General features: G+C 47.4%; 29 protein-coding genes. 4 read left to right on the top strand and 25 right to left on the bottom strand.

Annotated features, from left to right (window positions below; translation table 11 throughout):
- Positions 1–5 precede the first annotated feature (5 nt).
- Positions 6–89, top strand: coding sequence for a damage-inducible type I toxin DinQ (dinQ, locus tag WDV75_RS22200; protein WP_420497542.1), 84 nt, complete (start codon positions 6–8; stop codon positions 87–89).
- A gap of 534 nt (positions 90–623) precedes the next feature.
- On the opposite strand, the gene WDV75_RS18065 is transcribed toward dinQ, so the two are convergent.
- The gene (locus WDV75_RS18065; protein WP_273570615.1) at positions 624–1,130 is read right to left on the bottom strand and encodes a zinc-ribbon domain-containing protein; all 507 of its coding nucleotides are present in this window, start codon (positions 1,128–1,130) and stop codon (positions 624–626) included.
- An 847-nt stretch (positions 1,131–1,977) separates the two neighbouring features.
- Here WDV75_RS18065 and WDV75_RS18060 point away from each other — a divergent pair.
- Positions 1,978–2,664, top strand: coding sequence for a hypothetical protein (locus tag WDV75_RS18060; protein WP_338860257.1), 687 nt, complete (start codon positions 1,978–1,980; stop codon positions 2,662–2,664).
- Positions 2,665–2,691: 27 nt separating this feature from the next.
- Here WDV75_RS18060 and WDV75_RS18055 read toward each other — a convergent pair whose 3' ends face one another.
- From WDV75_RS18055 to WDV75_RS18020, 8 genes are read right to left on the bottom strand one after another with little or no spacing between them, the layout of a single operon-like run.
- Positions 2,692–3,285 (bottom strand): tail fiber assembly protein, encoded by a 594-nt coding sequence (locus tag WDV75_RS18055; protein ID WP_337927193.1) that lies wholly within the window; start codon positions 3,283–3,285, stop codon positions 2,692–2,694.
- Positions 3,285–4,031, bottom strand: coding sequence for a tail fiber protein (locus WDV75_RS18050; RefSeq protein ID WP_338860256.1), 747 nt, complete (start codon positions 4,029–4,031; stop codon positions 3,285–3,287). Before WDV75_RS18050 ends, WDV75_RS18055 begins: the two co-directional genes overlap by 1 nt.
- A gap of 49 nt (positions 4,032–4,080) precedes the next feature.
- Complete coding sequence (locus tag WDV75_RS18045; protein WP_273572234.1) at positions 4,081–4,677, bottom strand: YmfQ family protein; 597 nt, start codon at positions 4,675–4,677, stop codon at positions 4,081–4,083.
- The gene (locus tag WDV75_RS18040; RefSeq protein ID WP_273572232.1) at positions 4,674–5,813 is read right to left on the bottom strand and encodes a baseplate J/gp47 family protein; all 1,140 of its coding nucleotides are present in this window, start codon (positions 5,811–5,813) and stop codon (positions 4,674–4,676) included. The genes WDV75_RS18045 and WDV75_RS18040 overlap by 4 nt, the downstream gene beginning before the upstream one ends.
- Positions 5,803–6,249, bottom strand: coding sequence for a phage GP46 family protein (locus WDV75_RS18035; protein WP_273572230.1), 447 nt, complete (start codon positions 6,247–6,249; stop codon positions 5,803–5,805). The genes WDV75_RS18040 and WDV75_RS18035 overlap by 11 nt, the downstream gene beginning before the upstream one ends.
- Positions 6,246–6,830, bottom strand: a complete 585-nt coding sequence (locus tag WDV75_RS18030; RefSeq protein ID WP_273572228.1) for a phage baseplate assembly protein domain-containing protein — start codon at positions 6,828–6,830, stop codon at positions 6,246–6,248. Before WDV75_RS18030 ends, WDV75_RS18035 begins: the two co-directional genes overlap by 4 nt.
- Positions 6,817–7,923, bottom strand: a complete 1,107-nt coding sequence (locus tag WDV75_RS18025; protein ID WP_273572226.1) for a phage baseplate assembly protein — start codon at positions 7,921–7,923, stop codon at positions 6,817–6,819. The genes WDV75_RS18030 and WDV75_RS18025 overlap by 14 nt, the downstream gene beginning before the upstream one ends.
- On the bottom strand, positions 7,920–9,329 hold the full coding sequence (locus WDV75_RS18020; protein WP_338860254.1) for a DNA circularization protein: 1,410 nt from the start codon (positions 9,327–9,329) through the stop codon (positions 7,920–7,922). The genes WDV75_RS18025 and WDV75_RS18020 overlap by 4 nt, the downstream gene beginning before the upstream one ends.
- Before the next feature lie 66 nt (positions 9,330–9,395).
- On the opposite strand from WDV75_RS18020, the gene WDV75_RS18015 reads away from it, so the two are divergent.
- Complete coding sequence (locus tag WDV75_RS18015; protein WP_273571873.1) at positions 9,396–9,698, top strand: type II toxin-antitoxin system HigB family toxin; 303 nt, start codon at positions 9,396–9,398, stop codon at positions 9,696–9,698.
- A gap of 3 nt (positions 9,699–9,701) precedes the next feature.
- Positions 9,702–10,076 carry a helix-turn-helix domain-containing protein gene (locus WDV75_RS18010; RefSeq protein WP_273571872.1) on the top strand — a complete coding sequence of 125 codons (375 nt, stop codon included), beginning with the start codon at positions 9,702–9,704 and terminating at the stop codon, positions 10,074–10,076.
- 3 nt (positions 10,077–10,079) lie between these two features.
- Here WDV75_RS18010 and WDV75_RS18005 read toward each other — a convergent pair whose 3' ends face one another.
- The 16 genes from WDV75_RS18005 to gpW form a co-directional block, all read right to left on the bottom strand.
- Positions 10,080–11,228: a hypothetical protein gene (locus tag WDV75_RS18005; protein WP_273571871.1), complete on the bottom strand. Its 1,149-nt coding sequence runs from the start codon at positions 11,226–11,228 to the stop codon at positions 10,080–10,082.
- A 115-nt stretch (positions 11,229–11,343) separates the two neighbouring features.
- Positions 11,344–11,553 carry a ClpX C4-type zinc finger protein gene (locus WDV75_RS22195; RefSeq protein ID WP_420497560.1) on the bottom strand — a complete coding sequence of 70 codons (210 nt, stop codon included), beginning with the start codon at positions 11,551–11,553 and terminating at the stop codon, positions 11,344–11,346.
- Between the two features lie 10 nt (positions 11,554–11,563).
- The gene (locus WDV75_RS18000; protein ID WP_273571870.1) at positions 11,564–13,582 is read right to left on the bottom strand and encodes a hypothetical protein; all 2,019 of its coding nucleotides are present in this window, start codon (positions 13,580–13,582) and stop codon (positions 11,564–11,566) included.
- Positions 13,583–13,699: 117 nt separating this feature from the next.
- Positions 13,700–13,993 carry a phage tail assembly protein gene (locus WDV75_RS17995; RefSeq protein WP_273571869.1) on the bottom strand — a complete coding sequence of 98 codons (294 nt, stop codon included), beginning with the start codon at positions 13,991–13,993 and terminating at the stop codon, positions 13,700–13,702.
- An 8-nt stretch (positions 13,994–14,001) separates the two neighbouring features.
- Positions 14,002–14,370 (bottom strand): phage tail tube protein, encoded by a 369-nt coding sequence (locus WDV75_RS17990; protein WP_273571868.1) that lies wholly within the window; start codon positions 14,368–14,370, stop codon positions 14,002–14,004.
- 7 nt (positions 14,371–14,377) lie between these two features.
- Positions 14,378–15,868, bottom strand: a complete 1,491-nt coding sequence (locus WDV75_RS17985; RefSeq protein ID WP_273571867.1) for a phage tail sheath subtilisin-like domain-containing protein — start codon at positions 15,866–15,868, stop codon at positions 14,378–14,380.
- Positions 15,868–16,056 carry a DUF2635 domain-containing protein gene (locus WDV75_RS17980; RefSeq protein WP_273571866.1) on the bottom strand — a complete coding sequence of 63 codons (189 nt, stop codon included), beginning with the start codon at positions 16,054–16,056 and terminating at the stop codon, positions 15,868–15,870. Before WDV75_RS17980 ends, WDV75_RS17985 begins: the two co-directional genes overlap by 1 nt.
- A 4-nt stretch (positions 16,057–16,060) precedes the next feature.
- Positions 16,061–16,600: an ATP-binding protein gene (locus WDV75_RS17975; RefSeq protein WP_273571865.1), complete on the bottom strand. Its 540-nt coding sequence runs from the start codon at positions 16,598–16,600 to the stop codon at positions 16,061–16,063.
- The gene (locus tag WDV75_RS17970; protein ID WP_273571864.1) at positions 16,597–16,932 is read right to left on the bottom strand and encodes a head-tail joining protein; all 336 of its coding nucleotides are present in this window, start codon (positions 16,930–16,932) and stop codon (positions 16,597–16,599) included. Before WDV75_RS17970 ends, WDV75_RS17975 begins: the two co-directional genes overlap by 4 nt.
- A complete protein-coding gene (locus tag WDV75_RS17965) occupies positions 16,932–17,258 on the bottom strand; it encodes a hypothetical protein (protein ID WP_273571863.1) in 327 nt (108 codons plus the stop codon). The genes WDV75_RS17970 and WDV75_RS17965 overlap by 1 nt, the downstream gene beginning before the upstream one ends.
- A 1-nt stretch (position 17,259) precedes the next feature.
- The gene (locus WDV75_RS17960) at positions 17,260–18,306 is read right to left on the bottom strand and encodes a major capsid protein (protein ID WP_273571862.1); all 1,047 of its coding nucleotides are present in this window, start codon (positions 18,304–18,306) and stop codon (positions 17,260–17,262) included.
- A 68-nt stretch (positions 18,307–18,374) separates the two neighbouring features.
- Positions 18,375–18,767 carry a head decoration protein gene (locus WDV75_RS17955; RefSeq protein ID WP_273571861.1) on the bottom strand — a complete coding sequence of 131 codons (393 nt, stop codon included), beginning with the start codon at positions 18,765–18,767 and terminating at the stop codon, positions 18,375–18,377.
- Entirely contained in the window at positions 18,767–19,339 is a 573-nt protein-coding gene (locus WDV75_RS17950; protein ID WP_273571860.1) for a hypothetical protein, read from the bottom strand. Before WDV75_RS17950 ends, WDV75_RS17955 begins: the two co-directional genes overlap by 1 nt.
- Before the next feature lie 2 nt (positions 19,340–19,341).
- Entirely contained in the window at positions 19,342–20,193 is an 852-nt protein-coding gene (locus WDV75_RS17945) for a S49 family peptidase (protein ID WP_273571859.1), read from the bottom strand.
- Complete coding sequence (locus WDV75_RS17940) at positions 20,190–21,833, bottom strand: phage portal protein (RefSeq protein WP_420497559.1); 1,644 nt, start codon at positions 21,831–21,833, stop codon at positions 20,190–20,192. Before WDV75_RS17940 ends, WDV75_RS17945 begins: the two co-directional genes overlap by 4 nt.
- Entirely contained in the window at positions 21,833–22,087 is a 255-nt protein-coding gene (gpW, locus tag WDV75_RS17935; protein ID WP_273571858.1) for a gpW family head-tail joining protein, read from the bottom strand. Before gpW ends, WDV75_RS17940 begins: the two co-directional genes overlap by 1 nt.
- Between the last annotated feature and the right edge of the window lie 2 nt (positions 22,088–22,089).

Below are 22,089 nucleotides of genomic sequence, written 5' to 3'. Positions count from 1 at the left end.
AACGGATGAAAGAGGTTATTAACACCACTATCATCGTTCTAAAAGCGCTAGTTGCGCTTTTAGAATTGATCCGTACCTTTTTGAAATAGGTCGCGGAAACGTAGATAAGGCCATCGGGTTAACCGCCCGGTGGCCTTTAACATTGCTGGCGCACAATTAATCTTCTCTACTCATCAAATTATTATCCTTTGTATAACGCACACAGCGCCACTCACTCATAAACCTACTGACTCTCTGCGATTAATTTGGATCGCGTTCCTACGTAGCGCCCACGCTGCGCAATCCCCACGAAATAAACGTAAACCCCACGTAAAACGGACTACACCGCACCCGCCTGCACGTTTTGGATCAAAAAGTTTTTTCAGTTTGAAAATCCTGCAAACCGAATCGCCAGAGCGCGCCAGTACTGGCGGCGTGGAAAAAATCCCAAACTGAAAGGTGTGAAAAGATTTTCAGGCAATTTCAGTTTTTGGATCTAAAACGGATCGCGGGGAAAATATCAATGTAATGATATTAAAGGGAAAATTCTATTTTACGTGAGGTTGTTGGATCACAAGACAAAGCCGCGCTTAATTGTAAAACTGAGACAGAGCGCGGCTTTAAGGGAGCAACTAAACTGAAATTTATAGTTTTCCTTGCTCAACACTTACATTTAGGATTTCTTGAGTTTTTAAGTTCACTGTGCAGTTATAAATCATTGGGATTTTCGCATTAAAACCATTGGTGAACTTAACCTTATCGCCAATAAAGGTCATTTGGTTGTTTGTTGCATCAAGTTCGAAATGTGTAAATATTGGTGTTAAAACGCCATCTGTCCACTCGTGATCGAATTTAGCTAACTTCTCTATTGGTTTTCTACAGTTCATCGCTGCTTCTGCCCAATTTTGATTAAAGAGACACTGACCATCCGTTGACTCGCAAGTTTTAGCCGTTGAGGTTGCCTCATTGCTATTAGAATCATCATCCCCTGAAAAATAAAACCAAATCCCACCGATAATAAGAAATAGGATAATAAAGCCACCCAACTTTTCTTTGGCTCCAATTCCGGGATCTTTAACCCCACAGTGTGGACATGTTTTTGCTGATGCAGAAACTTCCTTTCCGCATTCCTTACATTTCTTAAGTGCCATGTGTTAAGCATCCTTATATTTTAAAAAGCGCTAAGGATAACGAATTCAGTTTTAAAGAAAAGCAATATAGGATTGGCTTATTCTGACTGCACGTAAAGTGAGCATGCTAGGGAGCAATAAAAGAAGTGGGGCACCGGATGCTAAAAAAATATCTATCGCCATTTCATAGCCACTTTATTTCAGAAATAAAAAACCACTCGTCTAAGAGTGGCTTAACTTGCTGATATTACAGCTAAAATTTGGTGGCCCCTGCTGGACTTGAACCAGCGACCAAGCGATTATGAGAACGTAGAACTATCATCTAAATCAACTAGATACAGCGAAAACCGCCGCTCACAACGTCCCATTTCGCAAAAGTTAGAAAAACATAGAATGCCTATAAAAACTTTCGAGTCCCAAATGCGTCTCACCTAATTTGGCAGCATCCAGCCTATGCAATCCGACCTCAACCATCATGATCGCTATTCACCCCCTGCCCCAAATCCCACCCAATAACCGACCAAATTTTCCCCATTCACCTCCATATCCCTCCAAACTCACATTTTGCACATTTATTGAACTAATAATTTGTTGAATTTCAACGCGTTCAACAGTCAGTTACCCGTTTTTAATGCACGAATCGGCCTATTGTGGGATTTCATAAAACCTCGGTTTAGCGGGAACCCAGCGACTGGCGGAAAATGCCTTATCCAAAAAAGCGAATGGGGCAGATATTGAGGATAAAACAAAATTTATTGATAACATAGGGTTAAAAGATACTGTTAATAGGGCATATAACGCGTTAAACAAATACGCTAACGGTGCGGACATTACCGATAAATCGGTGTTTGTGAGCAACCTAAATTTCATGGACCAGGTAATTCGAACTGATCTGATTAACGGTAATCAACAAAGTATTCAGAGCGAGTTAATAGTAGATAATCGTCTAACTGTGACGAACGAAGTGTACTGTCAGTCGGGAAATGCAGCTATTGCATTGAAATCAACAAAAGGCGGTCCCCACATAGCGTACACTTGGAATAATTCCCAATGGCATGATGTGCGCTTTCCGGAAGGCAAAGGAACCGCCATCGTTTTAGGCGCTAATTGCTGGATAACCGGGGATGGTTACCTGAAATTAGCCTCGCCCATTATCAAAATTTGGCGTGAGGGTAAATTTGAAACCAATAACGAGTCTGAAGGTGCTATCGTGGAGCGTTTGTCCGAGGGTATTTATCTCATCAAAAACGTGCTGGGATTCAATGCCGATGCCGCATGGGGCGGAGTCGATGGTGGGGTTGAGATACCGCTGTGCAAAAATAAATTACCGTTGATTTGGGTCGATTACCGCGTGTTACCCGACGGTTCAATCAAATTGATGACCTATCACCGTGAACATGCAGATGCCCCCGCATTCGCCAGAAATGTACGTGAGGGCTATGCCGACGGCGACCCAATTGATATTCCCAGTGGTAGATTTATTTCCGTTCGTGTACAAATGCCGGAAAATTCTATTTGGAATCAACAGCAACGGAAATTAGCTGAATCAAAATAGTGTTTAGGGGCACGCAGCCCCTAATTGCTACTCCGGCGCTTTAGGCCAGTCAATGTTTGGTGCTGTCGAACAATCTACGCGGTTTAATAAAACGCAGTACCGTTTCCATTCTGTCAGTTTGCTCTGTTCCGTATCTGTCGCCATCTGGAGATCGACAGCGTATTGCAGCGGGGCAATGGCATTTGCCGCCTGCGTCATTAGGTGCCGTTTCCGGGATTCCGCCTGTTGCTGTTCATGCTGGCGTTGTGCCTGAATATCTGTTACCCACCATTTGCCATTCCATTTGTCAAATGGTGTTGTGGGTGCCTCCGGCGCTGTTTTCGACGGATAATCACCGAGCGCTGTAATCACCTGTGCGGCACCTGTTTCAATACTGTAAACAGTTTCGCCGCGGTGATCTGCGACGTACTCCCACGCGGACAAATCTGCCGTTCGGCAAATGGCATAACCCTGTTTGTGGTCACCCGGCGCATCAATACACGAGTGAGCCGGAATCCCCAGACCGACGAGTAAAAACTCCACAGATGCAGAACTATATTCTCGCGTTTCGCTGTGATAATTATAAACAGTAATATTACCTGCGACAGTGGCGATATGATTTTTGTCTAATTTTGCCGTCATTATACAGCCCTCACAATGTAGTTAAATGCAATGTTACGGGGACGAGTTTCATTTCCACCCCCATTCCTAGTTTGATATCTGTTGTTGACGGTTCCATTTTGATCACCTCCACGTCCAATTGCGTTGTCGGTTGACAGTAGTGCGTCCCCTAATCTGTCATTGGGTGTCAACACCGTGGGATTCCAGGCATCAAACGCGGTGATTCCATGATCATGTGCGCGAAAACTATCATCCTGCCAGCTCAGTAGTTCGCGTCCGTCATCTATCCCGCGTCCGTCATCCCACCCACGAATAAATTCCCCACGCAAATCCGGTAATCTCAGTGAGGGGTATACACGCGCCAGTTCGGGATATTGAGCAGCGGTAAACGTCGCACCATTACATTTCATCCACCCAGCAGGCGGGGTTTCTAATGGCCATGGAATGGGGACTCCAACCGGTAATGCCGAGCCTGCCGTTAAACCGAGGTTTTTCACAAACTCAGATTTGTTGGGGATATCTGCGCCGTTACGGGATTTTTCGAGCGCTCCACTGGAAATTAATTTCCTAATTGCCTCAGATAATTGCGCATCATTATTTTTATTTGGTTGTATTCCAGCCGCTGCCAATGCATTAATGATTTCTCGCTGGACGCTATTAAACCACTGCGCCTCTAACAACGTCGGTGGCACACCTGCAGCCACGTTCCCATTCGTGAATTCACCATTGCTGTCAGCGGTGTTTGTCACGTCACCTATTTTTTGCATAGAAAATCCTCACTCAGTTAAGGTGATAATAAATTGAATTGATTATTAATTAATGGTTATAACCAAATTGTAGAATGGTATGAGATGGACTAATTTTTCGGAATTGGCATTCGAGTTTTTTATTTCCCCACGAACGCAATGGGTCACCGCAATAACTCCCACCTGCAACGGCGTAATTAATCGTTGTTGTCGGCGCATTAATACGCCAGACAAACGGCCAGTCATCGCCATTAATCGCCGCCCCACATGCGGACATGCCCGCGCGCGCCTGCCTAAATTCGGTGATCGTTATTTTAAATCCCAGCTCAGCCGCTAAACCAATAAAATACTCATTCGACTGGCCGCCCGTTCGCAGCAATTTAGAAACAACGGATTTTTGCCGCAATGAAATACTGTCAATTTCCCCAATCGCGCAGTCATCAGGCAGCCCCAGAGATTTTTCCCATTCTGGTAACATAATGGTCGCCGTCGCAGGGAAACTGCCCTCTAACAACAAATGGCTGTCCTGATCACTCCGCTGATAACTACGCGCCATAGCCCGAATAACCACACGCATTATCGATTTTGGCTGACGCGTCCATGCCATGCCTGTTGGTAATAACCCATTCAGCGCAACGGTATAATTATTCACACTGTATTGTTTCACGTGTATCGCACCTCACCTCTAATCGGCAAATGCCCTACTGATAATTCAATATTGGTTGCTGGTGATGTGATGACAAAACCTGCTGTTCCTGGCACATCCGCAATGGCGTATTGCAAATCGGATATGAATATCCGTCCTGTTCCATCAGGATTGCCATGTTCAAACAGCACATTATCAATTGCCGCCGCAATTTTACCCGTTACGTCCGTTCCAACATGCGCAATACCATTAATGGTAAAATTGATGGTGCGTTTTATTGGTGATAACGCCCAAACTAATGCGGTAGTTGGCCGTAACCGATAGATGTAATCAGCGACACGCAACTGATCCCCTGTGGCATGAACAGCGTATGACTCGTGAGATGAAACCCCATCCGTCCCGATGGGAAAACCACCCTGTCCGTTGTTGTCGCACATAATGTAAATACCGACCGTCCCAGCGCCCGCCGCTCTGGGTCTGACCCATGCACGGGTAATTCCTGATACAGCCAGCGCCCACTGTTTATAATCGTCATCAGAACCGCCCTGCGGTGAACCCTGATAGGCAAGGAGCATACGGGAGCGAAAATCTGATTCACGCTCAATATCAGTCCCACCGGTTATTGCGACAATTGCCCGCCCCTCCACATCCACACCGGCAATACTCTGATCCAATGTTAATACCGTACCAGCTGGTGCATTGCCTGCTGCACCGCCTCCGGCGTCATCGTCTGTACTCGCAGGTAATAATGCAATCAGGCGGGTATTGCCGTGTCCGCTGGCATCAATGCGTGTTTCAATGAGTGTTTTATACTGGTAACCATCACCTCGATTCAATATCGTACCAGCAGGAATAATGGTGCCTGCTACGCCCGTGAACTGATACTGTTCACACGCGGCTGCCATCGCCGGTTTGCGGAAAATTTTTTTTAATGCCGCCCAGCCTGCCAGCCATTCATCCGTGGACGTAAACGGCGTAGTTTGTTTGGCGATATAATCCAGATAGCCGTAATGCAAATGAGCCATCCCCGCATCCATATCAGCCAGTACGCCCATATTGGAAAAACGCAATAACGGTCCGGCCTCCTGCAATTCTGACTGCAAATAACTGCGGTTCTGTGCCCGTAGTTCGGTGAGGGTTTTTCGTTTAAACGGCATTTTCTCGCTCCCAGACCCAAAAAAAACGCAAATCCTCGTTATCCCGCCCCGGACGCTGATAACGAATAATCATGTTTAACCGGTTTGGCCAGACAATCTGGGTACGGATATCAATAGAGGCTGCGACACCATCGTCCAGCATCCATTGCAGCGCCTCCCGTGCATAGTCCTCGGCGGCCAACGCTACAGCAGTGGTTAATTTTTGCCGATGGAGCAGCCACAACCGTGACCCTATCTGATAATCGGACTCACTATCACCCCACCAACCACGCCGATCTGTGCCGTCAATTTCATCATCCGCCCGCGCCTGTCGGTCCGTAAATAAACTGATAATAATGGCGGTTTGCAGGTCGTTTCCGGTCATCAAATCCCCGCGCCCAATCGACCAGTCAGCATGGATATTTTTCACATCCCACCATGATGTTATGTCACTCATTTGACAGTCTCTCCTGTAACCTGGCTGGTCACGGTAGAACCGCCTGATTTCACACCGGAAACCGGATGGGTATGTCTGTTATATGAATCCCGTAGCTGTTTCATCGTGGTTTTGTTGCTGTTACAGTTATCAATAATATCACCAGAAACTCGTAACACGGGTGTATTCAGCAAAACCTCCGTTGAGGCATTAACCGTTACCTGAGCGGCATTATTGACTGTAACAGGCTGTCCCTGAGCCTCCACCGTAATCCCCGATTCAGTCAGCAGGATATGCAAACCCCACTGGTTATAAACCACGACTTCACCGGGATTTAATCCCCTGTGCCGATAGTGTTGATGATTACTGCCAATCACCACGGCATTGGAGCGATCTCCCCCTAGGAACGCCAGCACCACATCAGTATTGGCGGGCAATCCTGACGAGAATCCAAACTCGGCGACGCGTTTGGTATTATCCCGAACCTCCATCGCAGTCTGATACTGTACCTGCTGGATAACGCCTGTATCGTTACACGTCGTTACCCTGCCTAAACCGAGCATCATCATGGCCCGTCGATATAAATTTTTAGTGATTTCCATTTGGGTTATATCCTCCGTTTCGAGTTTCCATAATGGCGCTATAGAACTCATACGGTTGTACGGTAAATGCCGCAGGGGGCATTAATGTGAGTTCTGCCCGCGTGCCGTCGTCTTTATTACGAACATACGACACTTCAGATAACAGCCACTGTTCAGATTCCAGCCCAAACACGGGTAAATGTATCGGTATCAGGGTGTTGGGTGTCCACAACGTTCCGCCAACATCCCGCCAACTGTCAACCAGCACTTTGAGGACCTTAGAGCGCCCGTAGCGGCGGTTCATTTCCCAATTAATCGAGTCCTGCTCCTTTCCCCATGTATGCAGTGTGCTTTCGATAATGGTGACGTAATTGCGATAACGCATTTTTTCGGCTTCCGGATCTTTCGCCGTGGCAATGGTCACCACGTCGTAACCTCTTCCGGCTGATAATTCACTCAGTCCGCTGACATTCATTGACAGGCCGCTGTACTCTGAGAATCGTTCATTCATGGAGGATTGGTAATCGGCCAGCTCGATATTTTTCCCCTGTGCCACACCACTGGCCGCCAATTTGTCACTGACACGAGTCAAAAATAAATTACCGTCCGGCGTGTCGTAATAGAGCAGAGCTGACCAGCGTGTGATGCGATCAATGATTTCCTGCGAGGACTCCCCCCAATTCAGGGTAAATTGCGGCACGGATTTCATATCAGTCACGTCGGAGGTCACCTCAATGCCGTACCATTTCGCCAGTTTCTGGGCGATTTGTAGCGCCGTCGCTGAGGTAATGACGTTTTGCGGCCATTTGGCTGAGCAATCGACCAAATCCTGACATTTACTGCGACCGGTCACCCGTATTTGATGACTATTTTTGTTTATGGACGCGTTCCAGATATCGATATACCCCGTAATCACAGGGTCATCGCCTAGCAATACCTGACAGGATTGTCCAGCCTCGACCAGTTGTTTTTCACTGCTACCCGGATAATAGTCCATCAACATCAGTTCAAAATCGGACGGCAACCGTTCAATACCTCGCGTCACACGCACACTGTCCCAGCCATAAATACGTTTGCCGTTTATCACCAGTGACAATTCATCTGATTTTTTCATTGTCTCAATGCCCTGAATCGCGTTGGCATAAATGCCGGATGACGAGGATTGGCAGCCTGAACCAGTTCATCACTGCGAGCGGCATCCTGATAAATCCGGTTGGCCACATTCAGTGCAGGTAATGTAGTGGGTAATTCGAATTGAGCTAACCGGCCGGCCTCTGCGCCTTTCAGTGTGGCACTGGTGATAAACTCATCCCGCAATGACAGCAGAGAATCGTAAATTTCGTCTACCCCCAAATCACCGGCCATTACCAGCGCGGTATCCAGCGCCTGACACACACGCGTCAGCAAATCATGCGCCTCCTGATTATTTGCCGGGGTAAATTCACTGGCGACCTGTGCCATTGCGCCCGCGGACAACACTACCAACAATAAAACCGTCATTTCGGTAACGTGCCGATCAACTGCACCGTTCTGGTAACGAGTATTTTGAAATGCGGACAGATTTTCAAAAATCGCCACTTTCTCATCGATGCTGCCCGCCGAATGGATAATTGCCATCACGACATTGCCTGCCGCCTCGCTGAATGCCTCTACAGTCGATGCGGTCGTCAATTTCTCAATATTATCGGAAATGGTCTTGCGCCCCATCACCACATTGGCTGTGGTTTTTTTTACTACCTCAGCGTCATTATGCGGTTTATCATCCTGTGACCGGATACCCGTTGCTCCTGAGACCGTGCCACCAATTTTCCCACGCTGATAGCGTCCGTAACGTTCACTGCCGAACGTGGTTTTCAGCATATCACTCAGGTTTGTGACCTCATTCACCGAACGGGTGACCATACCTATCCATTGATCCGCAGTCTGTCTAATAATTCGTATTCCCTGCACCACGGAGCGAATTTCACCCCGCACCATTGAGATGTATTTTGCTAACATCGTGGTGTGCGTTCGTAGCCAGTTCTGACCGACCGCGGTCGCGGATTTAGAGCTATTGGTGACCGCGAAAACTTTCAGGCCGGATTCAATTACCGTCAACGTGAACTCAAATACCCGCCCTGATTCCACGCTCTCCGTCATGCGTAACCCGCTCTCCGTCACACTGACCGTCAGTTCGCCCAGCGTCGGATGTACCAACGTGCCTGTTGAACCCGTCTCACAGGCCGCGACCAGATTTTTACGTTGGGTAATGACATCCGGTGCGTTATAGATCACGCTATCCTGAATAATAAAACCTCTCAGTGTAATTCGGCGGGTTGCCCGACCTAGATCTTCAATCCATGCTGTATCGCGGTAGGGGTATTCATGCACGGCCTGACGCCGACCAAAAACACTCTCACCAGAAACGACGGCAAATGGTACACCACGAAATGACGCTGGGCGCAAATGCTCAACCCAGTTCCATGACGCATCGCTGCCACCCCCCAGCAATGAGGAAATGGCATCGTTAATAAAGGCCATATGAACCCTCTTTAAAAAATTTTACTGTCACTTGCGAAAGTCCCATTATGGGACTATCATTAAATTATGAAAATAATATCCGTTGCATCACTGAAAGCGTTTTGGAAAAAACACCCCGACGCAGAACAACCACTAAGAGCTTGGTTTGATGAGGCCAAAAAAGCCATATGGAAGACGCCTGCTGACATCAAGGCTCAATATCGCAATGCGAGCATACTGAAAAACAATCGTGTGGTATTCAACATTAAAGGAAATGATTATCGATTAATCGTCTCCATCTTTTATCCTGCGGGCTGGGTGTACATCAAATTTATAGGTACACATAAACAATATGATGCTGTAGATGCTAACACCGTAGAACCGGAGTAAATAATGAATATTAAACCCATTAGAACTGAACAAGACTATCAAGCAGCATTAAAATCCATCGCGCCGCTGTTTGATAATCAGCCAGAAATTGGCACACCTGAATTTGATTTTATGGAGGTCATGGTGTTGTTGATTGAATCTTATGAATCCGAGCATTATCCAATAGACCCGCCAGACCCCATTGAGGCTATCAAGTTTAGAATGGAGCAATCCGGTCTGACAGTTAAAGACTTGGAACCCGCTATCGGCAAATCGAACCGCGTTTATGAGGTTTTGAACCGTAAGCGTAGCTTGACATTACCCATGATCCGCAACCTACATTGCATGTTCGGTATTCCCGCAGATGTTTTGATAAAGCCAACCAAAATAGCCCCCTAGGGGCTATTTTTTACAAGGTAGGTATAGTTTCCAATCTTCAATATCTGTATCCAATTCACAGATCCTTTTTCCCTCTGGTGAAATTAGGTATTCGTTGTATACGCGCCCCTCACCCTCTATTATTTCACTTTGTGAAACAACTAAACTACCTATGTATTTATCATCCTTTGGATTGCCTGATAAGTTAGACATATTTACAAATGTCAAATCACCATCTGTAATAAATTTCTCTCTTACGTAATTGTAATTATTATCGAAAGGAATTGTGAAAGCATGTATAGCATGACTAACAGCCCAAGCAGGAACAGAAAAATAAACAATTCCTTTTTCGTAGTTGTAGCCAACTATTTTCATTTTAGATAATGTTTTTTTAGGGTCTTGAGTGTATCTTTGGGTAAAGATGTCTCTTTTTCCCCGAATACCATCACTAGTTATATAGATTGCTCTGATGCTGCTTTTGGGTTTGTATTGTTGGGGATTTTCCTCTTCTATCGTAACAATGGCGAATAATTCTCTAGGGTTAGGGATTATCGCCGTTGTAACTTTCATTCCATGCCCTGCAACCCATGTCGTTATATCTCTACCTTTATAGCAAACTAGGTTTTCCGCTCCATAAAGACTACTATTACGCTTAGGAAATATAAAACCATCATATGGGTCTTCCATGTAATTATTATAACAACTAATTTTAGTTACATTTTCTTTATTGTTAAAGCCACTATCGTTATTTTGGCTTTCTTGCTCTTGTTTTTTATATGGAGTTACTTTGACATCACTACCATTAATTGAAATTAAATATTCACCTGCGTTTTTAATGTAAATAACAGCCTTATCCTTTCCCAATACGGTGAATTTAGAAACTTCCGTGTTTTCTCCATTGGTTTTATTTATTATAGCTTGGACTTCATTATCATTAAAACAGAGTTTATTATTACTTCCGTAAAACCCTCCTTCTTTATTATTACATCCTGTATGATCATTTGAATTCAGTAGCCAACTAATGGTGATTATAGATAAAATTATAAACCCGCCCGCCAACCAAGCTATCACAGTTGCTACTTTCCTACGCTGGATTGACTTTGAAAATTTAGCCATAACCAGCGAGATAATAAACACCACAATAATAAACCAAAAAGTATTCCATATAGTCATTGTTATCTACCTGCCTCATATTTCATTCATGAATGCTAAAGCCACCATTACTGAATAAAATATAAGCCATCTTCAAGGATAACGCATGGAAGTTGTGACTTTACCTGCAGTTTATTTAACTTTTGTAGCTGCCAGTCTTTTCCTCACCCTTTAAGGTGTAAGAGGTCGAACCATCAGCGACTGATGCAAGGATGTTCACACACTGTGTGATACAGGGTGAACAGATATATCCATACGAACCCGCAACGAACTTATGAGTACCATCGTTTATTTTGCCGCAGAAATTACATCCAATATCGAATCTCTTTTCTATTGTGGACGACATGTCAATCTCCTTAAGAATATATCATCGACGTTGTAACTTTTCCGGCAGAATTAGACAGGAATTTTTGCCGTTCTCCCGTTTTGTCATTGACCAAAGTAATCTCAAGCTTAAGCGGATTTTCGCCTATCGCTTCCTGAAATGCTTTTGCAAAATATTTCGTCATTTCAGCACCTGCATCAACCTCCCTTTGTGGATCATAAAGCGATATAAACTGTTGCTTTTGCTTGTCGTACAGTGACGGTGTTTTCTTCTCCTCGTGATTGGCAGCATTAGCGTTAATGTTTGGCTCTTCACTTTGAACGGGTAGTTGGGGTGGTGTGATAATTGGCGCTTGCGCTAGCACTGGTGCTTTAACCGGTTCTGAGGCCTGAGCTAATACAGGAGCACCTGTGATAGCAGACATAACTAAATCTTTATCATAAGGAAAAGATTTACTTTCCACTATTCCCATCGATTTCATTAACGCATACATGACATCATGATTGTTTAAATCCAATCGCTCACTTCTGTTAACCCCCATCATATTTGATACTCGTTGGATATAGGCCTCGGTTCTATTTTTATCGGTGCTGCCTGGAGGTGCCCATTTTCCAACTATTGCTTCAACTGATTGGCGCTTGATCCCATCAGTTAATCCATTGAAATATCGACGTAGCTGCCAAGCGGTACGTTCCAGCCCAGTGTAAGGTGAGTTGAATTTAGCAAACCGTTTGTCTGGGTGATCCTCTACCGTCGCGCCTTTCTGCTTTGCAAATTCAATATTTAACGGATTGTTATTGCGAATGCCTCGAGGCTGTTTGCCTAATACATTCACACCGTTAGAATAGTCAGCCATTTTATAAATATCCTTATAATGCTTTTGCTGCTCAACGGTTTTTTGCTCAGGCACTTGGGGCGATTCGATTTTTTTATCACCATATTTAAGCTGCCACTGCTGATATTTTCCCCTGACACCATCAGTCATCATTCCTAAATTAACTGCTGTTTTTTCGTCCCAAGTCAACGAATCATAGAATTCGGGCTTATCTTTCACCTCGCGTAACTGATCCGCCTCCTTGCCCCGTGTCACCCCCAGTGCTTTCATGTAGGCGAATCGGTCATTATGCTCAAAGACCTGACTGATACCGTCAAGGCCATCATTAATTGAATCATCGGACAGGGCAAAATCCGTGACTGAATTACTGACACGTTGCTTAAACCCTTCCCATGAGGCATTCAAGCTGCTAATTGTGCCATTTAACTCAGTGAGCTTCTGGTTTAACTCATTAGGAACCGTTAATCCTAGCGCGTCTGATTTAGCTAATAACTGCTTATATTTTGCGCCTTCACGCAATAATGCCAGTGTATTCGCATCTAAACCCAAAAAATCCGCAATGGTTTTTTGTTTGGCTGAAGAATAGGTCGGAAACACCTTCGCTAGTTCTTCCATTGTCCTGGTAACATCGGCAGTGCCATCGTCTTTACGAATAATAGACACGCCCATTTCATTTAATTGGGCTAACGCTGCATCATTCCTAGACCAGAGTGGGTCATTGAAGATTTTATATAACCCATCGACTGACTCGCGGGCTTTATCCGCATCAGCACCTAATATCACCATCGCACCGGATAATCGGGAAAACTCCTCTGGGGTCATATTGTTGTTTTTTGCCATGACATTCAGGTTATATGCATCTTTACTCTGTTCATTGAGCTTTTGCCCCATTTTGGTGATACCGTAACCGATAGCACCAATACCTCCCAACTTTAATCCCTTATCCAGATATTTACCCGATAACTCCCCAAACATCTTGAGCGGCGGGATCATATCACCGATATTTTGCACATTATCCTGTGCATGGCGTGACATATCCCGTAATTTGTTGCTCAATGAACTAGTGTTTTCCAGCGTTTCACTACCGCCGAGTCGCAATCCATCGCGGGTTGAATTCAGCAATGGGTTCAGCTGCTTTAGTTTGGCCTCCATTTCAGAAATCGCTCTGGTGACGTTTTCATCCGCATTCATTTGAAAATCAAATACATTACCCATTACCCGACCTCGTTTTATTGATCCGTTCAGCCTGTTCAACCCACCAATTCAGCCGCGACCGACTCAGGAGCCACGCATCCTGTGGCCCCCAGCGGTAAAAATAGGTGACATCCGCCGCTAGTTGTTGCCAACCTCGGAGGGTGTGTAGACTAAAAAACCCGTCAAAAACTCCCTACAAACGTTAAAATCGCTGATTGCCATTTTTTTCAACACCGATTCAGGCACACCCGATACTAACGCAATTAACAGTCGCATTGCGGGCAATATACTGTGAGCGTTTTTACTCTGGGCCTCATAAAACTGCTCAACCTCAATCAATGCAGGCTCCCGAAGATGGATCTCCTGATAAACCTCTTTGCCACCGTTACTTTCAATTGGCGTATCTAACCGTATAATTTTTGTCTTTTCCACGTTAACTCCTAGTTTTCAGTCACCGAGACACCTTCCCAACGAACCTCGAACTCCGCATCTTCGCTGCGCACTTCCTGCGTGTTCACCGTCCACATGCCTTCACCGATGATGGTTTTGCCATTCCCCAGCTCTGCCACAATGGTGGCATTGGTCTGGTTGTTAAAATCTGCGACCGTGGTCCCACCACTGTCACGTACCCGGCAGGAAATATACGGCACGTTGGGTTTTTCTTTATACCCATGCACAGAATCCATGCCGGTTAATGTCTCGCGGGTGACGGTTGAGGGGCTGTAGGTAAAATCCCCCACAACCATAATGGACATACCATCTACCGTGACGTAGGCTGTACCCGCCAACCTTCTACTTGTATTTCCCATAGTTACCTCATGACGTCGGTTGCAGACGGAATTGATTGAGCAGTGCGAACACTCTCAACTGGTTGATCAAGGTGCCTGTCCAGAGGACATCCAGACGGTTCGGGTTGTGTGCGTTCACCTCGACTCGCAGTCCGTCTGCAAATGATTTAGCGTCCTGCACATAGCCGTTATATTCCAGTGTCCGGTACTGAGCGATGAGTTCCGCTCGGACAATATTAGGCGTGACGATGGCAGAACCGGGTGCAAAACGGGTGCCGTCTTTTGCCAGTTTCATTCGCCCAAATTTTGACGTAATTTGCGTGCGGATATAGCGCGAGACGAACATCAGCAAAAACAACGTTTCTATCTGCAAATAGCTGTCGTCATTGTCGCCGTAGGGGTTTTTCTGGTAGGTGCTGATTACGTTTTCTATCTGTACCGTGCCATCATCAGCCACCGTAAACGTCGAAATCCCACTGTGCAGCAGGTTATTGCGATCAATCAGGTCGAGCTGATTTTCTGCTGCGGGAGGCAATACACCCATGACAGGCAATGTTTGCAGCGGCCTGCCGGGGTCATTACGCAAACTCGGTGCTGTTGCGCCAGCGATTGCCGCCGCCCAAATGTAATTGGGGGATGGGGATTTGGTGACCCCCAGCAGCGATTCGTGCTGGTTATTCCGGCGTTCACCAGTATCTGCCAGTTCCCCGTAGGTGCCACTCACTGCACTGAATGAATGGCCGTAGAGTTGATTTTCCCATGACCAACGCCCACCGGTATCGGATAAAAATGATTTGAGTTCATCGAGTGACGTCGTATCAGTATACGGGTTGACGATAAAATCAAACGCCCGATCGCTGAGGTTAGCCAGTCCATTTTTCAACTCTGGGGCGCCCGCACCGCCTGCCATTGGGGTGATACGTAACGCCATACCTACTGGAGTTTCCTCACCGCCTGCCTGCCCCCGATAATTAAGGCTGATATCCATGCCGTTACCGTGTACGCCTTTGTTTTTCGCGGTCAATGTGACCGTGTTATTGGCCGCGGTTGCGGTCACTGGCAGAGCAATTTTACGGTTAATTGCGGTAGCCAGAGACTCGGCGATCTGCGGCATTTTATCCGTTGCCATGACCGTGACCTGCACACGCTGTCCGGCTATATACAGTGAAATCACGCCCGCATGGGTTGACTGGGAGGTGATCTCAATCGACCCTCTGGCAGACAGCAAATTATCGCCGTCTTTCAGGGGCAGCACCCACAACTCCGCGGCCTGATCGTTTGCCAGATACGCGGCGGTCATACCATGCAGTAATGAGCCGTGACCACACTGTGAGGCAGCCTGTTCTGCGGAGGAAATACGTACCGGAATATCTGGCGTTGCCGCCGCATTATCCAGCATTTGCCCGATAATGAGCGAGCGCTGGGTTGCTGTGGCACTATTCGCCATCGAGTTATCGAATTCCACAAAAAACAGTGGCGTTCTGAGGTTATTGGGAATTCGGGAAAAAGGAATTGCCATTATTCAGTCTCCTGAGTGCCTTTTTTGGCAACTTTGGTTTCAGCAACCATCTGATAAATTTCGACGTCGCCATCTCTTAATCGGCGATGCCAAAACAAATTATCCGGCACATCTGCACCGGATTCGGGCAAAAACTCGCCCCTGACCGGGCAGCGAACACGCCGCCCAGCAACGGGTTTTACAAGCATGGAATTACTCCAGATTAATATGAATATGGGGTTCTGGTGTGTGCTCAGGCATAGCGACAGTGATGTCTATGCTCGCCAGCGGATTTGCCTCAATGGGGTAAAAATCCTCCGGTCCCTGATAGTATTCGATATCAATGTCCATCAGGAGCTGCGCAAAATGTCCCTCGCCACTGGCATCGATATCAATTTGTGACCGAATTTCAGCAAACTGTTGGACTTCTTTTGTCAGGTCATAGCTGTTGATTACCGCCCGCTCGATTTGCTCCCGCAATGCCTCCAGTGCCAGTTCTGCCTGTTCCGCACCGCTATCAGTATCGTCGTCAAATTCCTCTATTCTGCCTGTGACCCTGACGGTGGTTACGGTATTAAACTGCGGAATATTACGGCCCAGCGATTTTTTATGATCAAACGGCGTTTGCACCAATATACACGGATAGTCACGCCCCCGCGTTGACCAGTCGCGCGGGGAATAAACACGGGATTTCGCATCCGTTTTACCGATGAGTGCCAAAACGACCAAATTACGTATAGTTGATGCGTTCATTGTTTACGTTTAACCCTGTTGAGTTGCAAATGTGTTCCACCGTGACTATCAGGTTGCACGTCACTCACGGTAAATTCAGCATTGATGCTGTACACAAACACACGGTCATGCTGTTGAGGCGGGGATTTGAATATCGCATCACGAACACCTAACAGGGGTTTGGTGGTATTGATACTGCTGTCCCCGTCCAGCGATTCCACCTGCTGAGTATAGGCGCGATCAAACACGCCCATAATGTCGTAAGGTTCGCCAGATTGAGGTCGCCAGTTCACACGCTCGGCAAATTGTTTATGCAGCGGTGCGAGCAAATGTTTATCCCAGTCGATTGGCATTACGCCCCCTGTTGATTGTTGGATAATAACTGTGATTTCAGGTCATCCAATTTCACGATAACGCCCAACTGAATCAATCGGTTAGCATCCTCACCGTAGACTTCAATCAACGTGTTCTCAGGGTAATCGATCCCGTTATGCCGGACAGTTCGACCGTTAACAACGACAAATTCAGAGGCTGGCTCGTCGTCATCATCTAATTTGATAGATTCTGTCTCAGGTTGAACCGCTGGCTGGGCGGAATGTTGAATCGGGTCTGTCTGCAATTCAGGCGGTAATCCGCCCAAATCGTCTGTCTGAGCGCCCGACTGAGTTTTTTTCGCCATCTCACACCACCGTTGCGCATAATGCCGCATTAACACGGCTAGGAATAACCAGCGGCGCAGACTGCACCATCAGAAAACGCTGCGCAGGATCTTCCTGTAACCACGATTTAGGCGCATACGCCATTGGGCCGTAATTAAATGCAGGATCGAGTATCGCACCAAATACCCGCGTCCCCATCAAATCCGCGCTAGACATAATGACCGTGCCATCCGGTAGCATGGGCTTCTTTTTGCCATCCACAGGGTCAATAAACCAGTCGTTATACACCCACAAATCAAGCTGCCCCCAACGCCCCTTATAGACGGCGCCTTTCTGCACCTGCGTACCCGGGTTAATCTGGTTACCGTAGGGGTTGAGAGCTGGGAACGTGATGGCGTTATCTTCGACTGTGGTGTCCAGACGAAATGCATTCCACGATTTAGTGGTAAATACCAAATCAGTAGGAACGGCACCAGAATTTTCCAGAATGCGCTGCGACCACTCCTCAATATCCTGCGTTGGCTGGCTGTTGGTTTTGCCTGCATCTACCCGTGTTGGCCATTTATCACTCCCGCTCAGAGTGACAGTCAATTCGGCGGAGCGACCGAAATTGACAATCTTCGTTTCATACCCTTCGCCTGAAACGGTGATAGTGCCGGTTGTCAGTGCGCTGGCTGCCATCCACTCCAGACGGCGGTTAATCATGTCGATCTGGTCGGCTAACTCAAATTGGATATTTAACATCTCACGCTCAGCGGCGGTATATTGACCGCCAATACGCTCACCAATTTGTCGACGAATCGGTTTACGCAAATCTGGCGCCCTCTTGTCTTTGATATAGGCAGGCCTGAACGTGTTGGTCTGGAATTTACGGGATTCAACCAATTTACCCTGCACCAGCGGGGAAACAAACGGGGCCATACGGCGCAGGCCGACATCCACATCAATCGCCACTTCTTCGGTGTCGGACTCTACTACGTTCGGGAAAAATTTATCCAGCAACCAGTTCTGACTGGTTATCAGGTTAGGGACAACCTGAATTAAAACGTTGGTATCGTAAATATTCATACATTCTCTCGTTAAATAGACGTCACAGTGCCTACGGTGACCGCATCAGGACGTCTGTTGGAATTAAATTAGGCGGTTACGCTGTCGCGCAGGAAAATAGAGAGTTTGCGGAGTTCGGTGGTTAATTCGGGCAATTTCCAGCTCTCATCATAAATAATGCGGTTCTGATTGAATTCACCCATCAAATAAACACCACCGCTAGCGCTACCGTCTGTCGTGTCTACATCATCTACCAGAATGGCACATGGGATTTGACTACCATCTGTTGCGGATTTTTTACTGAACACATACTCACGTGTCGCGGTGATTTGACCCAGCACCGTACCGCGCTTCAGAATGCCGGATTTCGCAATGGTCGCGGTATCAGTAACTAATTGCAGTTGCCCTGCAATGAGCTGGTCAGGCACATAAACCGACTGACGGACACCCGGTTGAAATGGGTTATTGGAAAATTGATCCATTATTTTGTTCCTCTATTGGTGTTGTATAAACCCGTCATCTGCTGCGCCAGTGCAGCCGCAGAGCCTTTCGCGGGCTGCTGAGCATCGGGACCCAATCGCACCTGTTGTTCGGTGCGCATTCTGCTGTCCAGTGACACTCTGGCAGGTGCAGGCTGAACTGCCCCCACCGCTTTTAATGTGCTGATAGCCTCACTCGCTGACATTTTGGTATTGAACGCCAAATGTGCTGCTATATCAGGGCGACCTGCTGCATATTTGCTGCCAAAGATACTGGCGCAGCGTTTGCGCTCAGCGCGACGGCCTTTTTTGACGTTCTCGTTTTCGCCAGCATCGGCATCATCATCGTCTTCCGCGTCTGGGTCATCGTCTTCTGACTCAGCCTTTTTCGCTTTTTTCGCCTTTTTGCCTTCCTTTTCATCATCTTCGTCTTCTGCATCCGGATCATCTTCTTCGGCGTCTTTCTCGTCTTCTTCCTCTTCCGCGCGAGATTTTGCCTTGCGTGCTTTTTCGTCTTCCTCGCGCTCATCAGTGGCACGAGCTTTGGTTCCTAACAAATGTGCAAATTTAAACATCGTTAAACTCCAGATTCTTTCATTAGTGTTTGAAATGCGATATCAGGTGTAGCCACAACATCAGCCAACCCCAGCTGAACACCCTCAGCCGCCAGATAGCAGGCGGCCTGTGTGTCACGTATTGTTTTTTCTGTCATCCCGCGGTTACGAGCGACGGTGCTGACAAACAATTTTCCCATTGTGTCAACATCCGATTGAATAGCCTGCTGCGCCTCCGTACTTAATTTTACATACGGGTTGCTCTCGGCTTTACGATCACCATAGGTAATTATCGTGACGGTTAATCCGTCCTGTTTAATTTTCTGTGACCAGTCACAATGGATCACAATCACTCCCACTGAACCCATACCACCGGTGCGCGGCACGGTAATTTTATCCGCGGCACTGGCGATGGCATAGGCAGCGGAGTAGGCATTTTCCGTCAAAATGGCATGAATCGGTTTTTCACCCCGTGACTGATAAATCAGGTCGACCAAATCAAAACAACCAGCAACCTCGCCGCCGGGCGAATCGATATCCAGACAAATTCCATTCACATCAGGGTCATTGAGCGCTGTCAAAAATGATTGACGAATCCCGTCATAGCCCGTCATACCACTATATGGCCGCAGCGTACCGAGTTTTTGCACCAACGTTCCTTGTACTGGAATAACGGCAATTCCCTCTAAAACGTCATAACCCGTATCACGCCTACGACGGGAAAATGAATCGCCCTCATCATCCCAGTCCATTCCAGCCTGAATCTGGGTGATACCAAAGCGGTCTGTCAGCGCGGCCATAACCACCTCAGCTTTGCGCGGATGAATTGCCAGCGGCACATTAAATAACCGCTGGGCTAAATGGGGTAAATTCATGGGTTGAATTCCTCTGTTTTGCTGTCGGTTGTCAGGCGGGATTGCGCCCAGCTGGGTAGCGGCAATCCGCGTTCCTGACACACTTGTATTTCATGCGCCCGTTGATCCATAAACTCCTCCCAGTCACCACCGGCGTTTTCCGCAATCTCAATTTCAAGTGTCGATAAACCGGCTTCCAGCCCCATAATAGCGCCCTCTTTTTCCGCTACCGGGTCAACCCAGCCCCGACCGGGACCAATCCAACGTGACCGACAATACGCCGCCCGTGCGTCCAGAAAATCCGGTGCACCATTGGGTAATGGTAATTCCACGGTGTCGTGCAGTTCCTCGACGAATGCACTCAATATCGGCTGGGAAAAACCGATAGAAAAATCGTCACGACGACGGGTCAGGGTTTTCCATGCCTCCAGCATCGCTGCACGGGCAGAACTGTAGTTCACATCCGACCAATCCTGTGTAACCTGTTGGGTTGATAATCCGGTTGCCGAGGCAATGTTGCGCAGTACCGCACTCTCAAATATCTCAAAATTGCTGTGCGGTCTGGCGGCATTGACGGTCGTGATTTTTTCTCCCGGATACAGAATTGGCATTCGTGCCCCGTTTTGCAGGGATAACCGACGTTCGTTATGAAACTCTACCCGACCGCTCTGATATGCCCCCAGATTAGGGTCGTCACTCATCCCCGTATCACCCAATGCCGCCTCGACTGCTGCGGGGTCATAGGGCGATTCGATATAGGCGGCAAAGATGGAATTGAGTATTGCCGATTCCAGTTCGCTCTGGTCGTATTTGATGAGCATTTTCAGACGCTGAACAACCGGGGTTAACATCCCATTTCCGCGGTGTTGTGCCCCACGTTCATGGTCGTAATCATGGACCACGTGCGGTCGCCCCCACGAGGTTTCACGCGGAATACGCTCCCACGTCATGGTTTTTTTACCACTCCACCAATCCCCCATATGTGCCTCGCGGATATGATAGGCAATGGGTGCGCCGTCACTGTCGATTTCCACGCCGCCGCGCACGTACTCCATATCCATCATTTCCTGCGGATTACTGAGACGATCGGGATCGACAATCTGAATAGTGGTTGCATAACGCCCTCGCCCCTGACCTAACCGATCAGTCCGGTATTGCAGAACCGCCAGTGCGTCACCGTCGAGCAGTTTGTGACGAAATGCCAATCTCATCATCTGGGAGACGGTTTGTTTACGCTCCACATCACAGTAGCGTCCGGGGTCATCAGCCCACGAACGCCAGTGCGCCTCAACGACTTTGCGGTATTCTGCTGCCCATGTGACATCAAATGATTTATTACCGGTTAACAATGCCAGCATTCGGTAATCGGGTTTCAGAATAGGGCGAAAATTCGCGCCGATAGCATTATCCAGTACACGGGTAATGGAACCTGCCGCCCAGCCGTCATTACGCGCCAAATCCCGAACGCGCGACACAATGCGGTCACGATAGATATTGATTTCGTTATCCGGCGACCACAGTGCAGGCTGCCAATTTGCCAGTTGATCACTGAACGAATCGGCGGCATCGTAGGGAACGCGGCTACCGCCCGTCAGCATGGAATAACGGGGACGGGACGGTGCTAACGGTTTGCCGTCCGGTCCCAATATTTGAATGGTCATCAGAATCTAAACCTCGCAGGATGTCGTGTGCTGATACCTAACTGCATCTGTATCATCTGGATCAGCGCCAGCAGATGACCTAAATCTGTGGGTTGATAGGACACTGAACGCGTCCCGTCGCCCTGAGAATAGGAAAACGAAACACCTTTATTACCTGTCGCTAAATCAATGTATGCGGCCTGCGCGGTTTCCAGCGCAGCCAAAAGCTGGGCACGGCTCATGCCTGCCAGTAAACCAGTATTGCGTTTAAACATAA

Source organism: Xenorhabdus griffiniae (assembly GCF_037265215.1).
GTDB lineage: Bacteria > Pseudomonadota > Gammaproteobacteria > Enterobacterales > Enterobacteriaceae > Xenorhabdus > Xenorhabdus griffiniae.
Note: the sequence above shows the minus strand (reverse complement) of the source record. Positions and strands in the feature narration are given on the sequence as shown.

Bases quoted from the DNA above. Each gene is read 5' to 3' on its own strand.
- WDV75_RS17960 (WP_273571862.1), bottom strand. From the start codon at position 18,306: ATGAATATTTACGATACCAACGTTTTAATTCAGGTTGTCCCTAACCTG.
- WDV75_RS18060 (WP_338860257.1), top strand. From the start codon at position 1,978: ATGGACCAGGTAATTCGAACTGATCTGATTAACGGTAATCAACAAAGT.
- WDV75_RS17955 (WP_273571861.1), bottom strand. From the start codon at position 18,767: ATGGATCAATTTTCCAATAACCCATTTCAACCGGGTGTCCGTCAGTCG.
- dinQ (WP_420497542.1), top strand. From the start codon at position 6: ATGAAAGAGGTTATTAACACCACTATCATCGTTCTAAAAGCGCTAGTT.
- WDV75_RS18040 (WP_273572232.1), bottom strand. From the start codon at position 5,813: ATGCCGTTTAAACGAAAAACCCTCACCGAACTACGGGCACAGAACCGC.
- WDV75_RS18025 (WP_273572226.1), bottom strand. From the start codon at position 7,923: ATGAAAAAATCAGATGAATTGTCACTGGTGATAAACGGCAAACGTATT.
- WDV75_RS17970 (WP_273571864.1), bottom strand. From the start codon at position 16,932: ATGCCAATCGACTGGGATAAACATTTGCTCGCACCGCTGCATAAACAA.
- WDV75_RS17990 (WP_273571868.1), bottom strand. From the start codon at position 14,370: ATGGGAAATACAAGTAGAAGGTTGGCGGGTACAGCCTACGTCACGGTA.
- WDV75_RS18055 (WP_337927193.1), bottom strand. From the start codon at position 3,285: ATGACGGCAAAATTAGACAAAAATCATATCGCCACTGTCGCAGGTAAT.
- WDV75_RS17950 (WP_273571860.1), bottom strand. From the start codon at position 19,339: ATGTTTAAATTTGCACATTTGTTAGGAACCAAAGCTCGTGCCACTGAT.
- WDV75_RS18020 (WP_338860254.1), bottom strand. From the start codon at position 9,329: ATGGCCTTTATTAACGATGCCATTTCCTCATTGCTGGGGGGTGGCAGC.
- gpW (WP_273571858.1), bottom strand. From the start codon at position 22,087: ATGTTTAAACGCAATACTGGTTTACTGGCAGGCATGAGCCGTGCCCAG.
- WDV75_RS18000 (WP_273571870.1), bottom strand. From the start codon at position 13,582: ATGGGTAATGTATTTGATTTTCAAATGAATGCGGATGAAAACGTCACC.
- WDV75_RS17940 (WP_420497559.1), bottom strand. From the start codon at position 21,833: ATGACCATTCAAATATTGGGACCGGACGGCAAACCGTTAGCACCGTCC.
- WDV75_RS18015 (WP_273571873.1), top strand. From the start codon at position 9,396: ATGAAAATAATATCCGTTGCATCACTGAAAGCGTTTTGGAAAAAACAC.
- WDV75_RS17975 (WP_273571865.1), bottom strand. From the start codon at position 16,600: ATGAACGCATCAACTATACGTAATTTGGTCGTTTTGGCACTCATCGGT.
- WDV75_RS22195 (WP_420497560.1), bottom strand. From the start codon at position 11,553: ATGTCGTCCACAATAGAAAAGAGATTCGATATTGGATGTAATTTCTGC.
- WDV75_RS18035 (WP_273572230.1), bottom strand. From the start codon at position 6,249: ATGAGTGACATAACATCATGGTGGGATGTGAAAAATATCCATGCTGAC.
- WDV75_RS18005 (WP_273571871.1), bottom strand. From the start codon at position 11,228: ATGACTATATGGAATACTTTTTGGTTTATTATTGTGGTGTTTATTATC.
- WDV75_RS17965 (WP_273571863.1), bottom strand. From the start codon at position 17,258: ATGGCGAAAAAAACTCAGTCGGGCGCTCAGACAGACGATTTGGGCGGA.
- WDV75_RS17945 (WP_273571859.1), bottom strand. From the start codon at position 20,193: ATGAATTTACCCCATTTAGCCCAGCGGTTATTTAATGTGCCGCTGGCA.
- WDV75_RS18065 (WP_273570615.1), bottom strand. From the start codon at position 1,130: ATGGCACTTAAGAAATGTAAGGAATGCGGAAAGGAAGTTTCTGCATCA.
- WDV75_RS17980 (WP_273571866.1), bottom strand. From the start codon at position 16,056: ATGCTTGTAAAACCCGTTGCTGGGCGGCGTGTTCGCTGCCCGGTCAGG.
- WDV75_RS18050 (WP_338860256.1), bottom strand. From the start codon at position 4,031: ATGCAAAAAATAGGTGACGTGACAAACACCGCTGACAGCAATGGTGAA.
- WDV75_RS17985 (WP_273571867.1), bottom strand. From the start codon at position 15,868: ATGGCAATTCCTTTTTCCCGAATTCCCAATAACCTCAGAACGCCACTG.
- WDV75_RS18010 (WP_273571872.1), top strand. From the start codon at position 9,702: ATGAATATTAAACCCATTAGAACTGAACAAGACTATCAAGCAGCATTA.
- WDV75_RS18030 (WP_273572228.1), bottom strand. From the start codon at position 6,830: ATGGAAATCACTAAAAATTTATATCGACGGGCCATGATGATGCTCGGT.